Genomic DNA, 16,461 nt, shown 5'->3' with positions numbered 1-16,461 from the left:
TATGCGCGCCTCAAGCCGTGGACAGCGGAGTAGTATCGCGCCAGCCGGATTGTCGAGACAGCTGACGTCGGGCGTGCGCGGTCTGCCATCCGCTCGCGGAGGTGTCGAAAGAGATCTCGCCGCTGTAACCGAGGATGTCGGCGACGACGCCGGCGATTGTGAGGTACTCGCCGGTGCCGATGTTGGGCAGCTCAGCGCTTGGATAGGTCTTCATCAGATGCACGCAGGCATCCGCGATGTCGTCGACATAAAGGAACTCGCGTCGCGGCGCGCCGGTGCCCCAGACGACGACATTTTCGCACCCACGAGGTTTACCTCGTGGAAGCGGCGGATCGGCACCGCGACAACAACCCCGAAATGAAAAGGCCTGCCGAAGTAGCCCCGGGCGTGCAAATCCGCCGGCGGCGACTGACGTCACGGATGTGGCCGCCTTTACTGCGGATAGCCGACCGAGCTCGCTACCATCGATGAATCCGGCTTCGAGATCGTGACCTGGACCGTGGAGATTCCTTTGTCGTGGCGGTTCTTGCCGACGACGACGAGGGTGAACTTGTCAGTGCCAGAAAAATCGGTTTTCGCGAAATAACGGAAGCCCGGGCCGACCAAAACCAACTCTCCGCTGCTCGGTTTCTCGGAAATGGAGACGCTGTAAATCTGCATCGTCGACCAGCGCAGCCCCTGGATGCAGTCCGCGCCCGGCGCGATGGTCATTGACCATTCCATCGTGTCGCTCGCAAGCTTGTAGGGCTTGATGTCGCGCATGCAGTTTGGCGTGGCATGGGCTTCAAGGGCTGATGCCAGGATCATCAGCGCAGCTATAGATGCTAAGCGGCCGGTGTTCGACATGACGGTCCCCTTCTCATGGTCGACGGGAGCGACAATGCAAGCAGCAGACTGACAAATTGTAAAAGATGGCATCACCTGAGCGCTGTGCTTAACACCGCACTAAACGGTTCGAGGTACATGGCGCCCCATCGGCGCCCGCGAGATGCATGACGGCTCCGCTGTCCTGTTCGAAGGCGACCGGTGCATTTGCCGAAACGTAATATCCACTCGGTTCCGGGCCGTCAGCCATTGACGTCCGGAAACGGATATCCATGTCCAAAAGCATGAGATATACGACGCACATGCTGTTGGCCTGCGCCTGCCTAATATTAACTTTTAGTCCAGTGGAGGCTCAGGGCACACAACAACCACCATATAGCGGCGCGCCCAACGGCTATGTGGTCGTGCCGGGGCCGACCGTATCGACCAGGCCCGAGCGCACTCCGAACCGGCCCACGAATTATTTCTCGCCGGCCGATCCGTCTTTCGTCGGGCCCAACGCCACGGGCTGCTGCGGTTCCGTCAGACGGTCCGGCCGACGCTAGGCTTCGGCAAACTTGTCACCCAAGAGGCGACGGCATCTTGCGGGTTCGTCCCTCTTTTGAGACAAGGGGGATGTTATCGTTAACGTGGAGTAACGAGTGGCAGTCCTGATCTTGATTTCGGCAGTCGCCGGGCTTTCGTTCGCCGCCGGTTATACAACCAGAGAATTCATCTCGCGCCGGCGGAGGGAAAGATCGATCAGATTCAGACCCTATTTGCCTCCAGCCGAGCTAAGGCAACCCCCGCCTTCCTCCTGCGAGATCGCAATCTGACGGCGAGATCTGCGCGTTGAGGCGTCACGAGGAAATGTACAAAGCTGCGGGAATCGCCGCTCTCGTCATATTCGCAAGCTCAATCGAGGTCTCGGCCAGCCCAAGTGCCGAAACCGCCAGAAAATGCATGCATTATTCCTATATTGCGTTTCCGTACAAGCGGCCCGGCGCTGTGCTGATGAGCGGAGACCGGCAAGCCTATTTCAAGGATTGCGTTGCCAAGGATGGCAATGTACCGGAGCCTGCCGCCGTCAAGGAGCAGTGACAGACCATCGGTTCAGATCATTTGCCGCCATCGTCCATCTTGCCGTTATTGGCAACGCATTTGTTGAAATAGGCGGTCTGATCGCGCCCCGATCCCTTGGCGCTCCCGGCCGCAGGATTGGCAGGTTCGCGGGGCGGGAATTGCTTCGCGGTGAGCGCTCTGCAGGTCTTGGCCAGGTCGGCCGTAATTGCCGATGCGTGCTCGGGCATTGCGGTGCCGGCGAAGCAAATGAATCCGACTGCGACAGCGCCGACCTTGCATCTGAAAACCATGGTTGCTCCTCCTCGCATGTGACTGCGCCGACCATATCAACCCTCCGATATCCTCTATCGAAGGGATCCGGCAAGCTCCCATTCAGTGATCTCCCGACTATCGTTGGAGATCAAGCGGATCGACGGCTCCGACTCCTCCGGAGCAACCTGGACATCCATTAGCTCAAGAGACCTGCGATCCAATGACGAGGACGAGGCGCCACAGGCTTCAAACGAAGTCCAGTTCGCCCTCGTGATCTCGCGGTCAAGAATCCTGTCGAGCATATGCGGCAGGTCGTCTAAGACCTAGCCCTCTACAAGCTCCAGGAGCAGTTCACTCACGCGGACGTCGAGGAAGTGAAGCGGGCGCAGCAGCATTCGCTGGGGACCGCCATTCGCGGCTTCGAGGAGTTTTCGCAGCAACAGGTCAGCCTTTCGCCACCGGGTGCGCCCGCCCCGTCCGCACTCCCGGCTTCGGATAACATGCGCCCGATCCCGATCCTGGAGTTCCCGTCGGCCCCGCCCCCGGGTCGAGATCGACCGCAGCCTAGCCGCGGCCCGTCATCCGCTATAGTGGGTCATCAGGCGAACGGCTGCGCTGCTGACCGTTGCCGGTCTCGCGGTCGTCGCCGTCCAGCAGCAGCAGCGACTGGCGTCGCTGACAGGCTATCTTCAGCGCCAAGTCCAGCAGCGACAGATCGCCGCTGCGCCGCCTGTGACCGCCGTGCCACCGACAACAGTGCCGCCCGCAGCTCCACCGAGGCCGAACCCGCTGCCGCCGACGGGCTACGACCTATGCCGTGGTCGACGACAACTCGCTGACTGAGCCGCGCTTGGTACCTTGGCACCTGGCTGGCCGCCGGAAATCGGGGTCGCGGTCTCGGCCGCGTTCAAGGTGCCTACCAGGCCGATCGGCCGAACGGCCATCCGAAATTCATCGTGTTCCGGCACGACATCATGACCAACATCCTCGAACGCACCGAGTGCGCGCTCTTGCGAAAATCTGGGAATTCTCGAGCGGAGCCAGCGGCAACAAGCCGTAGGTGGACGACCGTTCCGGGCCTCACCGAGCTGCACGGCGAGGCCCCGTCGCTGGAGCTGCCCCGGGCCGCTACGCACTCATCCTGAAGGCGCAGTAATACCATTTCAGCATCAACGGGCCACATCACCGACCCGCGCCAATGCATCGAACGGATCATGACCGCCAGCGGCACGTTTTATACCGACTTCAAGAAGCCCTGCCCCTTTCTAACCCACTCTCCCAGAGTCCCGCATCTGATCGCAATGTGAAAGCCCTTGGATGCAGGATACAGGTGCCCCGCCCAAGCAGGCTGCACAAAGAGGAATAAAACGGAGCGTTGCAAAAAGACCAAAAACAACGAAATGAATACCGCCACGCCGTACAACTGCATCCAACGGGAAGAAAACGCAAACAATCCAGTGACGCATGATGGATGCGCTCCACAAAGGTCACAATCATTTTCCTAGTCTTGCGTTTAGGAATAGCGCTCACAATCACGCGTGCAATAGTACACCGTCCGTCCAAATCTTGTGGTCCTGAGCCATCCTCATCACGTCGAGAATTTCGGTGTGATTCTGCAGCGCATGAGCACTATTGACGAAGCCAATTTGGGTTTGAGCAACGACGTACGCGCTAAAATCAAACGGCCCAACTGCGCCTTCGTAGAGCTCCTGCGGACCACCAGCTTGGAAGACGCTAAGGCTATCGGAGGGATGCCCGACAACTGCACCCGCCAGCGGCGTCATTACAGCCGGTCGCGCAAACTGGAATTGATCGACAGGCGGATCAATTACCAATGTGCCGCCGCCTCCGTCGCTCAGGAGATTAAATGTCGAATGCGTGTAATCGCCGATCAGCGCAATGTTTGCGGTGTGGTTTTGAGCGTCTTTGACTGTTAACATGCCGCCCGAATGGTCACCGGAGTAGGACATCGTTGTTCCCGAGCCATACGAAATATCTTTCAAATCAAGCAGATCAGAAGCATTCTCATCGCCGTTCCCCGAGAGGCCGAAAATCTTGCCTATAAATTGAGAGGCATGGTCGAGCACAAGAGTGCCGGTCACGGCCTTGAAAGTGAAGGAGCCGGAAGCCGCTCCGGTGATCTCCACGGACGCTCCACTTTCGATAATTACCTCTTGAATCATTTTCGCAAGATTTAGTGTGGCCTTCCCCACTACATCAATCACCGTCGAGATACTATTGATAACACCGTCGCCGTTGAGATCTTGCTGAAAGCTCGTTTCGAGCGCCTTGAAGGCCCCGTCGGTTCCTGACCCCGGCATATAAAAATTGCCTGTGTAGTTACCGCTGGTGTCCGTGCTCCAGACCGAATAATTGCCAGTGGTCGTGTTCTTCCAGGCGACCTCGTAGCCGTTCGAGACGGCCTCCACTCCGATCGGCGTATAGTCGTCAAACTGGCCGATCGCGACCGCTGCGCCCTGATATTTCAATGTGGGTCCGGTGCCGCCGTTAACTGAATTGAGTAGATAGTTGCTACCATAGACGGCCAGAGCGGTCGCTCCAATCGCCTCGATGACGCTCGACGACGCGGATTGCCCGGCGCCGATTTTACCGTCCCCATTGAGGTCTTGCTGGAAACTCGTCTCTAACGTTTGGAAAGCCGCACTGGTACCTGAACCTGGCATATACAAATTGCCGGTGTAGTTGCCGTTCGCGTCCGTGCTCCACACTGAGTAGTTACCTGTTGATGCGTTCTTCCAGGCCACTTCGTAGCCGTTCGGAATTGCTTCCACGCCGATCGACGCGTATCCGTCGAACTGGCCGATGGTGACCACCGCGCCCTGATATTTCAATGTGGGTCCGGTGCCGCCGTTAACTGAATTGAGTAGATAGTTGCTACCAGAGACGGCCAGAGCGGTCGCTCCAATCGCCTCGATGACGCTCGACGACGCGGATTGCCCGGCGCCGATTTTACCGTCCCCATTGAGGTCTTGCTGGAAACTCGTCTCTAACGTTTGGAAAGCCGCACTGGTACCTGAACCTGGCATATACAAATTGCCGGTGTAGTTGCCGTTCGCGTCCGTGCTCCACACTGAGTAGTTACCTGTTGATGCGTTCTTCCAGGCCACTTCGTAGCCATTCGGAATTGCTTCCACGCCGATCGACGTGTATCCGTCGAACTGGCCGATGGTGACCACCGCGCCCTGATATTTCAATGTGGGTCCGGTGCCGCCGTTAACTGAATTGAGTAAATAGTTGCTGCCAGAGACGGCCAGAGTGGTCGCTCCAATCGCCTCGATGACGCTCGACGACGCCGACTGCACAACGCCAATCTTTCCGTCACCGTTGAGGTCTTGGTGGAAGCTCGTCTCTAATCTTTGGAAGTCCGCGCTAGTGCCTGGACCGGGCATATAGAGGTTTCCGGTATAGCTTCCGTTCGCGTCCGTGCTCCACACCGAGTACTGATTAGTGACGGCATTCTTCCAGGCCACCTCGTAGCCCGTACTAATCTGCTCCGCTGCGACAGGAGCAAAGTTGTCAAATTGCCCCGATTGCACAGCCGCCCCCGAATATTTTAGAAGTACATCCGCCCCAATGCCAGACAAGTAATAATTGTTGCCAGCCTGCATCAGCGTTGTCGTGCCCGCCGATTCGATTGCTGTACCAATGATCGGATCCAGGATGTTGGACAACGCACTGACGTTGCCTGCCGCGTCTGTTGCCGTCGCAGAAAACGCATGGGCCCCCGCCGACAGGTTGCCGCTGTTAATCGTCCATGTGCCATTTAGCGCAGCCGTGCTGGTGCCGAGAAGCTTCGCCCCTTCGTAAAGCCGAACCAGCGCCCCGGCCTCGGCGGTGCCGCTCACATTCATCGACGTCCCGGTTGCTGCGGTGTCCGAGACGACAACCGGTGCCGCAGGCGCGATGGTATCGACGACAACCTCGAGCACCGTTGACAGCGCGCTGGTATTCGTCGCCGCATCAACTGCCTTGGCGGCGAAATTGTGGCTGCCATTCGCCAGCTTCGCGGTTGCAAAAGACCATGCGCCACTGGCGTTCGCCGTCGCCGCCCCAACCTGAGTAGAGCCGTCGAACACCTGAACGCTGCTTCCAGCTTCCGCCGTCCCCGTCAAAATGATTTGGTTGACGTTCGTGATCCCGTCGCCCGTCGTGTCGCTGTCTGGCGAAAAGGACTTGATAACGGGCGCAGAAGGCACAATCGTATCAACCACGGCGTTGAGCGGAGCTGATAACGCGCTAACGTTGCCTGCGGCATCCATCGCGGCACTGGTAAACGAATGAGTTCCGTCCGTCAGAAGCCCGGTGGTGAAGGACCACACGCCGCTTGCACTGGCAGTCAGTGTGCCGACTTGTGCGGAGCCGTCGAATATTCTCACATTACTGCCCGCCTCTGCTGTTCCGTTCAGCGTGACATGGTTGGCATTGGTGCTGCCCTCGTGGGAGACGTTGCTGTTCGGCGAGAAAGCGATGATTGCGGGCACATTCGGGGGCGTCGTATCCACGATTAGATTGATGGCCGAAGACGCTGCGCTGACCCCACCGGCGCCATTGACCACTTTGGCGTTGAGGGCGTGAGTGCCGTCCGCCAGAGCCGCAGTCGCAAAGCTCCAGGTTCCGGAACCTCCCACGACAGCGGTGCCGATCTGGCGGGTACCGTCGAAGATTTGCACGGTGGTCCCCACCTGGGCCGTTCCAATCAGAGTGACATGATTGACGTTGGTCAACCCGCTCGCGAGGCCGGCACTGTCCGGCGATGAAGCCGTGATTGTTGGCGCGAGGGGCGCCGCGTCGCTCGAACTGGATGGATTTTTCGCGACAGTCAGATCGAGACTGTGGATTGCCAGCGTGCCCGCCCCGGAGCCGATCTCGGCGCCGAACTCCAGCGAGGCCAGGTACTCGCTGGTCGAGACCACGCCAAGACTTTCGAGCTTCGCCAGGATCGAATCGATATCGATCACGCCGGTTGTCGAATCCGTATCGAGGATGACCGCCGTGTAGGGCCGGAAGCCAGGCTGATAGTAGATCTTGGCGGAGACTCCTGCGTCACTGTAGGTGCCGATCTGAGTACCGAAGGGGCTGATACCGCCCTTGTGCAGCCAGATCATCACCTCATTGGTGATTGTGCTCGCATCCCCGTTCGGGCGGCTCGTCAGCCAGAGATCGAACGCAACATCGAAGCCGGCAAGATTGCCGTGATACTCGACGTCATATGTGACGTCGAGATTGGAAAGGCTGGAAAGCTGAATAGCAAACGAATTGACGGGCGAGCTTGACGTGGCCGCATATGGATTGAGACCGTACGAAATCTCTTGATAAGCTCTGATGACGGGATTGGGATCGATGACAATCGGAAACGACCAGCTAAAGGTCGTCTGCTTGGTCAGGTCGGCCGCTGCATATGCGGTGGAAACGGAATAGTCCGTGCCGTAAACGAGGCGACCTGGATTCCAGACATTGTTGACGATCGTCCAGCCATTTGCGGTGAACGCCTTGGCCGGACCGACCATTTGAGACAGTCCGGTCAAGGATGCGGGCGAACTTGGCTGCATACTAAAATCATATGCGCTCAGGGTCGACAGACTCACATTCCGCAGCACGAGGCTCTCACCATTTGCGAATGCGAACTTCACGTCCGCGCCATTTTGCGTGGCCAATGCCGTGAGCTGATCGAACCTTGTGATCCCGTAGCCCTGCAGCTTTATGATGTCGGCGCTCGGCGCGAAGTTGACGATGGCATCTGAGCCATTTCCCGCCTTGAGAATGAACAAATCGGCCCCGGCCCCGCCGACCAGGATGTCGTTGCCTGCATCGCCGTCGAGCGCAGCGCCGACCGAGCCGGCAATTATGATGTTGTCAAGGGCGTTTCCCGTTCCGGAATTTGCGCCGGGCGTATTGAGAATGAGATTTTCCACGCCTTCGGGAAGCGTCGCGGCGCCCCAATAGTTCACGACGATTGTATCGGTGCCCTGTCCGGCCTGCTCGATGACGGTCTCGCGATTGTCCCAGAGGTAGTAGGTGTCGTCGCCGAGACTTCCGATGAGAACATCGCCGCCGGCGCCGCTGAACGCATCATTGCCGGACGTACCGACTTGCGTCTCTGCTCCCGACGTATTGATCGCCCATCGGGTCGTGTTCCCCGATGTCGACAGAGCAAGCCCGTTCGCACTGCTGTAGATCGTCATACGCCCGTCCCCCTAGGCGTATGAAAACAGTCATTCCCAAATATCCGGGGGCGGAATTGTAGCTGATTGTTCGGATCCGATTGAGATTTGAGTAAGTTTTTCAGAAAATGAACAAAGATCTCATAGGTCGTTGCAGGCCCTTCAACTGCCATATTCCGCTGAGAAGCAGGCCTTGGCGAGAAGACCAACTAATCCATGTCCGAGGCCGTCAATGAGAAGCGCAGCGATTATCGTCTTGTTAGCCTTTTTCAGCTCCGGACCGAGCGCGGCCGAACGGCTATTCTCGACGCCGCTGAGGGATGCGGCGGTCAGTCACGATCTTGCGAAGGTCAGGAAGACACAGGCAATCATCTCGAACCGCGCAGAAGCAGGCTCCACTTCTGCATCAAAGAACCAGAACGGCAAGAGCTCAGTTACTCAGCCGCGCACTGCCATGCAATAGCAGGAGACAGGGCTCACCGGTAATCCACGGAGACCGAGTTCACCAGGAACGAGCCTGTTCCCTGCGCCGGCTCAACACCGAGCGAATGGCCATTGTAGTATTCATCGCCGGTCAGGATTCCCTTGGATTTCAGGAAGAGATGCATCGCCTGAAGATCGATCGAGCCCTTGGCATGATCGGCGTGGTCGACGGGAATGAACAGGATATCGGGCACCTTCGGCCTTCTATCGATCGCGACCTTCCATTGCACCCCGTCATGGCTGAACGTTCCGATCGGCGTAGCCGTGTTGAAGTATTTCACCGAATATTCGGGCGTACGGAGAAACACCTCGATCTCGAACAGGCGCGATGTCCAGCCACGGGGAGCCTTGGTGAGAAAGTAATCATAGATGACGTCGAAACCGTTGTGTGTCCCGGAAAAGCTTAGATCGTGTGAGACCGACAATTGCTGGATTTCGTTGATCCGCGAGGGCCGAATTTGCCGTTGCGGCACGGTGTTGAAATAGTCGCCATAGGCCGCAGCCTGGAGGAAGCCCACGATGAATTTCGGATCGCGGATCGGCCAGTTCCAGGTGATCGTCGTCCCCACCGGAAAATTCTCGGGATCCACGGTGAAACTCTGATCGAAGTCCTTGCCGGCGACGTATTCCCGCTTGTTGAAGGGGTCCATGAATGCCGAAAATGGACCCTTGGTGAATAATTGATGATCGCCGAAGCGGCGCAGTTCAGCCGCGCCGGCCCAATCCGCGGTCAGCAGCAAGGCGGAAGCGAGGATGAAAGCTCGCGGGACTAGACGCATATCACTTCCTTCTCGATCCAGGATATGGAGTCGCGATCGTCGCCCCCGACCTCAAAATGCCGACTCAGCGAAGCAGGTTTGCGAGAATAATGTCCGAACACCACTCGGCAACCGAGATCGATTAACGGACGACTACTTGTCGCAGCTGCTCTTCCATTGGCAGTGCCCGTAGATGTCACAATCCTTGATCGGAGCGCATTGCGAGCGCCCACCCTCGCCGATGCGCATCGGCGTCTGACGGAGTGTCGTCGAGCACGAACGAGCGGGGCAAATCGGAGCAATGTCATACGGACCGCTGCAGATGGCGCGGAAGGCACCATCGACGCATTGGCAAAAGCATCCGGCCCATGCCGCGGATGGCATCGCTCCGATTGCGATAGAACCGATCAGCCAGGCGGTTCTCACCAGACTTCCAATATGAAAATTCATCCAGAGCCTCAGTGACCTCGTTGCGATACCCGCCGAATCTTGCACGAAAACGGCCGAAGGAAGCAAGCCAACCGTCCTGCCTCCAAACGTCTCACGACATTACGTTCTCGTAACGAAGATGCGGACATCTTGCGACACAGCGGCTAGTTGAAATACTCGCGAAACTCGAACCTGAAATCCTTCGCATCCGGCATGATGCCAAAGATCTCGCGGCGCTTGGTGTAGGCTCCGACGGCGATGTCATTGCACTTGTCGGTACCCAGATAGCAGGCCCGCAGCTTGACCGGAACGCTGCATGAATTGTTGACGATCAGGATGTGGTCGTAAAGCTTCGGATTGACGACCTGCGACTTGGCCTCCCCGAGCACGTAGACGCAGGGGCGGCCCGAGGAATCCATATGCCGCTGCGGTGTCCGGGACGAACCGAACCTCATGGACGATGAGATGGTATCCACGCTGAGGCCAGGCGTCGAGCCGACGACCGAGCCCCCGGTCAGTCCGGGCTTGTCGACCTGTGCAAGCGCCCCATCATGAGCGACCAGCACGGCGGCAAGGCCGATAGCCACCGCACTAGCGAATGATCGAATCTTCGACATTCCAAACTCCAGCTCCGCTCAATTCCAGTATCGCTGCGGGCGCGGCTCCGCATTGGGAATATCGACTCGAATTCCCTGGTCCTCGAGGAGTCTCGCGAATTGTTCGCGATTGTACCGCCCGACGTTCGCAAGTCGAGCGAGCAACTGTTCCCGCACCGGCCACCCCGGACCCGCAAGGTTGGCAGCGGCCAGATCGACGAAGCCGGCATCCACTAACTCTGAAAATTCGGTGAGCACCTTTTTCTGTAGTTCATTACCAAGCGACGAAAACACGGCAAGCGCAAACCGGTTCCGACGAAGAGCGATCCAGCCCTCATTCGGTCCTGTCTCGTAGGACATCTCCAAATAGCGGAGAGCCTTCTCGGACACCCCGGAGCTGGATACTTCGATCCAGTACCGCACAAACCAGAAGAACGGGTCGTACGGAGAGCAACTGATGGACTTGCGGATCGCACCGCGCAGATCGCTGGAGAGCTTGTTCAACGCGAGCCGATCCGTTTCGCCACCCTTGATCTCGTACAACTGCACCTTCACGAACACGGCGCTGCGGATTGCAGGAGTGTTGCAGTCCGCAGCAGCGATCGCGCGATCCGCGTCAGGCTCAACCCCTTCCAGTACGCTAGGCTGGAAAGTCTCACCGAGCGAGATACGGGACCCGACGGCTTCGAGATCCCTGAAAGGAAAGATGCGCTGATACGTGCTCACGCTCCACGAGATCGTGAACACGCCGGCCGCAACGAACAGCAGCTTCAGAAAGACGCGGGCTATCCACACGGTATCGCCACGCCTCAATCCACGTAGCCGTATCTCGAATAATAGGAATTCCCGTAATATTCGGAGTGCCGCAAATCGTAGCGGCTCACGGCCTTCATGTTGGCCTTGTTGAGCACACAACCGATCGTCCTTTCGGTGACGTTCGGGGCGTCGTTCAACGCCATCTGCACGACGTCGATCTTGGTCTTACCCCACTCGACGATCAGCAGATAGGAATCGACGAGCCGATTGGTTGCGCGCACGTCGACGATCGGAGCCATCGGCGGCAGATCCACGATGATCCTGTCGTAGGAAGCGCGCAGACCCGCGAACAGCTTCTCGGTCGACTGCCAAAGCATGATCTCATGGCTGTGGGGCAGCCACTGATCGATCACGACCGGAAGGAAATCGAGTCCGGTCTCGGGATCGGTCCAGAGCGCGTCCTGCAAAGCCACATCGCCGGAGATGACGTCCACCAGTCCGGCCTTGGCACCCGGCGTAAGCTGCTTGGTCAACGACGGATTGCGCAGATCGCCGTCAATGAGCAGCGTGCGCGTACCGCCATGCGCGATGACGCGGGCGAGCGAAGCTGCCGTGCTGGATTTTCCCTCGTTGGGAAGCGCTGACGTGATGCCGAGGACGTTGTTGGTCCTGCTCGAACCATGCAGGTCGGCGGCAAGCTTGATTGCCCGCAATCCCTCGGCAAACCGCGAGAACGGCGCTTCCATCACGTAGCGCATCGGGCTCGGACGGAACACCAGCGGACGGTCGATCGCCGCCAGCCGCTCGTCTTCGCGCGGCGGACGACCTGCGGGCCGTTGCGGCGGCGGCGAGCGGACCGCGCCATCCGCTGTTTGCTTACCCAAGGCGCGGGCAACCATGCCACGCACGCCGCGGGAAGATTTTGCGCCGTCAAACGACAGTTTCGGCAGCACGGCGATGCAATCGAGCCCGAGCTCGTGCTGCACCCTCGATGCAGTCCGGAATGCGCGGTCCGACATATCCCTGAAAACCGCGAGGCCGAATGCCAGCGCAATTCCCCCGACGAGGGCGCCCGGCATCACGATCAGCATGTTCGGAAACGACGGTTTCAGCGGCGGCGTTGCTTGCGTGATCAGGCGGGATTCAGTGATGGGGAAAGACTGCTGCTGCACGGAGACCATGTAGAGTTGCAGGAAGTTGTCGGCGAGCGCGCGATAGCTCTGCGCGTTGCTTTCAAGCTCTCGCAGCGCGATCTGGGCCTGGCTCGTGTCGTTCGACGCCTTGACCGTCTGATCCAGGGTCTTCTGCGTGCTATCCTCCTTGGAGGACGCGATCTCGAGGTCGCTCTTGTACGATTCGGCAATGCGCTTGAGTTCGTCCCCGATCGACCGGCGGATCTCCCGCATCTGATCGCGCAGATTCTTCACCGCGAGATGCTGGGGGCCATAGCGGTTGGACCAATCGGCTTCACGGTTCGAGAGATCGAGATATTGCTGGCGAAGCCGCGTGATCACGTCGTTGTGAAGAGAGTCGGCAACGGCTCCTACTTCGGTGATGATCGTGCCGTCGCCATTGTCCTTCTGAAGAATGCCGTTGATACGATCCAGGCGCGCTTGGGCTTCAGCCTTTTGAGCGCGCGCGATCGTCAGGGCGCTGTTGATTTCAGCGAGTTGCTGCTCGTTGAGAAGGCGACCGCCAGTATCGACGATGTTGTTGTTCGCCTTGTACTGCACCACGGCGCGCTCGGCCGCTGAGGCCTGGGTACGGAGATCCTTCAGCCGGTCCTGCAACCAGATTGCGGCCCGGCGGGACGCCTGATACTTCGATTCGAGCTGATCGTTGATATAGGCCTCAGCCACCGCATTGGCGATCTTTGCCGCGCGGTCGGGATTTTCGGACTGGTAGTCGATTTGAATGACATACGAGAGTCCCAATCGCTTGACGGAGAGACGCTTGTGAAACTTTTCAAGCGCCTTGCGGGTCAACTCGAAATCCGACCGCGGACCATCGGAGAGCAGCGACCTGATGCCACCGAGGATTGCACCGGGAATACCACCGCCGGGACCAACGAACTCGTCGAGTTCCGTCAGTCGAAGCTGCTTGATGACATTGAGCGCGATCGTCTCGGACTGAAGAATTTCGACCTGGCTGTCCACCGTTCCGGTATCCAGCGGCGATTCGGTCCCGAGCGGAGCCTGCTGCTGAATGGTCTGCACCTTCTTCGTATCGATGATGAGCAGACCAGTGGCAGTGAAGCGCGCCGGGGTCGTCAGCATGATGACACCGCCCAGAAGAACGCACACCAGCACCACCGTGACAAGGAGGGCCACGTGCCGCGAAATCAAACCCTTCAATGACTGAAGGGTCTCTTCTGCCGATGTGTACTCTTGGGTAACGGACGAAATGGCGGTGGTAGGCTTGGTAATATTGAGCATCAATCCAACTCGTCCATCTTTTGCTTTGGCGGCGAGCGCCGGCCCTACGGGCTCGTCGTCTGCGCCGCCGTCGTCGTCGAAGAGACGCCTGAAATTCCCGTCACTCCGCCGCTGAAGTAATTAAGCCCGTTGCCGCGAACGCTCTCTGCCGAGAACGTGAACGCTGCTCCCGTGCCGTTGCCCGTAGTCGCCGCTGGGTTGGTTCCGCCCCCGACGCCTCCCGGCGAAATTCCTGCGCCAGAAGCGTTCGTCGCCAGTGTTCTGTTCTTGTCGTCGCCGGTGATCGCCGCGTAGGCAGTCTTTGCCGAGACAGACTGGCTCTTGTCCACTCGATCCTGAATCTCTGCGGCGAAATTAGGGTCCGTACGCAAACAAAGCACAGATGCAGCCTGACCGAGACCAGACCCGATCGCACTTTGCTGATCTCCCGAAGCGCCTTGAAGCAGGCCGAGAACCGGAGAGAGCGTCGAGGAATCCGACGCCACCAGATCCCTGACGGTCTGCGCAAGATCGGCCGCTCCCAGGATCGAACTTGGATTTGCAACGAAGTTGTTAATGGTCGCAGCTGGCAACTTCTGATCGCCGGACAGACACGTGGCTGAGGCAGCCTGAACGGAAACGAGAGAGATCGTTCCGACGGCGATAACAAGACGTCCAAGCACCGAGCCCATGTATTCTCTAAACACTGTTTTCTCCCACCAACCGAGGTAGTTAACGCAGTCCTCCTATAGCATGCTCCTGCAACTTAAAGGCAAACATACACGTTTGAATGACAGTAAGTTTAACGGCTGCGTTCATCTACGCCGTCCCGCGATCCGGGTTAGCCGCGCTGCGCCTGACGTGACTCGACGCAGACGGTTGAGCCAGCGCTTGAGCAAGTCCTGTGCCAACTATCGCGGCCGCCGTTAGCGCGTATCCGGGGATCTGCAACGAGAAATCAACCAGAGAGTGCAGTCCTGCGAGGAGCCAAACCGCCAGTGCCGCCGAAATGGGCAGAGGGTCGCGGGTCGGGCGACGCAGGATCGCCCAGATCAGCAGAACGACGATCGCCAAGTACCAAGCCAAGACTCCGCCCGCGACGAAAACACCGGTTTCCGACGCAATCTCCAGCAGAACGTCATGTGCTCGATTCCAAGTGCCCGAGATCGATATATCGCCTGGGCGGTACGCCTGGAAAATCGCGACAAAGCTTCCCAGACCCGTTCCAAGTTCAGGGAAGTCATGCGCAATCTGCATGGTCGTCCGGTAAACTGGCCAGCGCCCCTCGTCGCTGAACCCCTGGATACTGAAGCGATGCCCGACATTGCCCCCGACAGTCAGCATAAGACCGGTCGCCACCAATGAGCCGATCGCGCCCACGGCGACTATGGCTTTCCAGTGGGCAAACTCGCGCCGGAAGTACGCTAGAAACGCAACCAGCAGCACGATCAGCGTAAGAACGGAACCGGCTCGAGATCCAGTCATGAAGACCGCACATAGCGTGGTGACGAGAATCGCAAGAGCGAACAGGCTGCGATTCGTTGGATGCGCGACGAGCCGCTGGAACGCACCACGAAGGGTCAACAAGCTCCGCTCCCGCATGTCGCGCAGTTCCTCGCACCAGAAGAGGAACCATAGCACCGATGCCTGGCCGAAAAAGACCGCCGCTGTGTTCCGATTGGTAAACGTTCCCGTGAGATTGGCGAGATGATCTGTCTTATTCTTCCAGAAAGGATCTTGCCGGGATCGACCGCAAAGGTGACGATCCCGAGCAAAGCGTAGGCCGCACCGGCGAAAGCGACAACACGAAGCAGCCTGAGGCCGTCGCGCCGGTCTGACGCGATCGCGAAAGACACAAGCAGCATGAGCACGAAGGCCAGCTCTGCTCCGATCGCGATGAGCGGGACATCCCTCACGACTGAAACGATGGGAGGAAAGTCTTCTCCCAGCACGGCACCAGCACGGGCCCAGATCGGATGAACCAGTCCGCTGGAAAACCATGGCCGTACCGATATCTGCTCATGAACCACGACCAGATAAGCACCAACGCACACGAAGGCCGCCAATAGAAAGGCTATCGATTTGCCGGAAAGCCTCGCCGGCACGCTGCAGATCGCGGCTAGGCCCAGCAACAAGCTCCATGCCGCCACAAAACTCGCAGCCGTCGAGCCAAGCGGAAACGGCGCAAGACATACGACGGCGGCGACGCAAGCGAATGCCGCCTGAGCGGCGACCAGGCGCACAACACCGCGACGCTCCCTCTTGAGATTTCTTACCGCTTGGCCGCGCTCGACTCGTTCCGGCGCCATGGCAGTGTCCAGACCCTAGAGCTTGGTCTCTCTTTTTCGATGAAGGCGCGAAGCTGCGACACGAATTCCTCTGGCGCTTTCCGGGAAACGCCCTGGGATGCAACCATATCGCTGAGATGGTTCAACCGGTCGAGGAGTTCAGCTTCGTCCCTCACCACGTAGAGACCTGGTGTATTCGCGAAACGCGCAGCGGTTGCAGACTGATGCTCGTTCCTGTGTTCGCCGCGCGTGTGATCACGCGGCATGATGATGATCGGCTTCCTGAACTCAAGTGCCGTCAAGATGGAGCCCATGCCCGCATGGGCAACAATCAGCTCGGCCTCGGCCTGGAGCTTGCGAAACTTGTCCGGACTCATCATGGCAAAGCACTCGAGCCGCCTGAGGCGTGTAGCCCG

The 16,461-nt window shown here is 58.7% G+C and carries 13 protein-coding genes and 1 pseudogene; 1 reads left to right on the top strand and 13 read right to left on the bottom strand.

Features of this window, described 5'->3' with window-relative positions:
- Window positions 1-10: 10 nt before the first annotated feature.
- The 3 genes and pseudogenes from ACQ86E_RS21365 to ACQ86E_RS21355 all read right to left on the bottom strand — a co-directional run bounded on the left by ACQ86E_RS21365 (window position 11) and on the right by ACQ86E_RS21355 (window position 846).
- Window positions 11-223, bottom strand: coding sequence for a hypothetical protein (locus ACQ86E_RS21365; protein ID WP_431206651.1), 213 nt, complete (start codon window positions 221-223; stop codon window positions 11-13).
- 12 nt (window positions 224-235) lie between these two features.
- Window positions 236-418, bottom strand: a pseudogene (locus ACQ86E_RS21360) (hypothetical protein); the annotation flags it as partial.
- A 14-nt stretch (window positions 419-432) separates the two neighbouring features.
- Window positions 433-846, bottom strand: a complete 414-nt coding sequence (locus tag ACQ86E_RS21355) for a hypothetical protein (protein ID WP_431201666.1) — start codon at window positions 844-846, stop codon at window positions 433-435.
- Window positions 847-1,674: 828 nt separating this feature from the next.
- Here ACQ86E_RS21355 and ACQ86E_RS21350 point away from each other — a divergent pair.
- Window positions 1,675-1,905, top strand: a complete 231-nt coding sequence (locus tag ACQ86E_RS21350; RefSeq protein ID WP_431201665.1) for a hypothetical protein — start codon at window positions 1,675-1,677, stop codon at window positions 1,903-1,905.
- Between the two features lie 17 nt (window positions 1,906-1,922).
- Here ACQ86E_RS21350 and ACQ86E_RS21345 read toward each other — a convergent pair whose 3' ends face one another.
- The 10 genes from ACQ86E_RS21345 to ACQ86E_RS21300 all read right to left on the bottom strand — a co-directional run bounded on the left by ACQ86E_RS21345 (window position 1,923) and on the right by ACQ86E_RS21300 (window position 16,425).
- Entirely contained in the window at window positions 1,923-2,177 is a 255-nt protein-coding gene (locus ACQ86E_RS21345; protein WP_431201664.1) for a hypothetical protein, read from the bottom strand.
- Window positions 2,178-3,671: 1,494 nt separating this feature from the next.
- Entirely contained in the window at window positions 3,672-8,342 is a 4,671-nt protein-coding gene (locus ACQ86E_RS21340) for an Ig-like domain-containing protein (protein ID WP_431201663.1), read from the bottom strand.
- Window positions 8,343-8,797: 455 nt separating this feature from the next.
- Complete coding sequence (locus tag ACQ86E_RS21335) at window positions 8,798-9,583, bottom strand: hypothetical protein (RefSeq protein WP_431201662.1); 786 nt, start codon at window positions 9,581-9,583, stop codon at window positions 8,798-8,800.
- Between the two features lie 572 nt (window positions 9,584-10,155).
- A complete protein-coding gene (locus ACQ86E_RS21330) occupies window positions 10,156-10,608 on the bottom strand; it encodes a hypothetical protein (RefSeq protein ID WP_431201661.1) in 453 nt (150 codons plus the stop codon).
- A gap of 18 nt (window positions 10,609-10,626) precedes the next feature.
- A complete protein-coding gene (locus ACQ86E_RS21325; RefSeq protein ID WP_431201660.1) occupies window positions 10,627-11,382 on the bottom strand; it encodes a hypothetical protein in 756 nt (251 codons plus the stop codon).
- 14 nt (window positions 11,383-11,396) lie between these two features.
- Entirely contained in the window at window positions 11,397-13,673 is a 2,277-nt protein-coding gene (locus ACQ86E_RS21320) for an exopolysaccharide biosynthesis protein (RefSeq protein ID WP_431201659.1), read from the bottom strand.
- 149 nt (window positions 13,674-13,822) lie between these two features.
- The gene (locus ACQ86E_RS21315; protein ID WP_431201658.1) at window positions 13,823-14,449 is read right to left on the bottom strand and encodes a hypothetical protein; all 627 of its coding nucleotides are present in this window, start codon (window positions 14,447-14,449) and stop codon (window positions 13,823-13,825) included.
- A 127-nt stretch (window positions 14,450-14,576) separates the two neighbouring features.
- Window positions 14,577-15,344, bottom strand: coding sequence for an O-antigen ligase family protein (locus tag ACQ86E_RS21310; protein ID WP_431201657.1), 768 nt, complete (start codon window positions 15,342-15,344; stop codon window positions 14,577-14,579).
- Complete coding sequence (locus ACQ86E_RS21305) at window positions 15,338-16,066, bottom strand: hypothetical protein (protein WP_431201656.1); 729 nt, start codon at window positions 16,064-16,066, stop codon at window positions 15,338-15,340. Before ACQ86E_RS21305 ends, ACQ86E_RS21310 begins: the two co-directional genes overlap by 7 nt.
- A complete protein-coding gene (locus ACQ86E_RS21300) occupies window positions 16,030-16,425 on the bottom strand; it encodes a glycosyltransferase (protein ID WP_431201655.1) in 396 nt (131 codons plus the stop codon). The genes ACQ86E_RS21305 and ACQ86E_RS21300 overlap by 37 nt, the downstream gene beginning before the upstream one ends.
- Window positions 16,426-16,461: the final 36 nt, after the last annotated feature.

The organism is Bradyrhizobium betae, from assembly GCF_050632175.1.
GTDB classification, from domain to species: domain Bacteria; phylum Pseudomonadota; class Alphaproteobacteria; order Rhizobiales; family Xanthobacteraceae; genus Bradyrhizobium; species Bradyrhizobium betae_B.
Note: the sequence above shows the minus strand (reverse complement) of the source record. Positions and strands in the feature narration are given on the sequence as shown.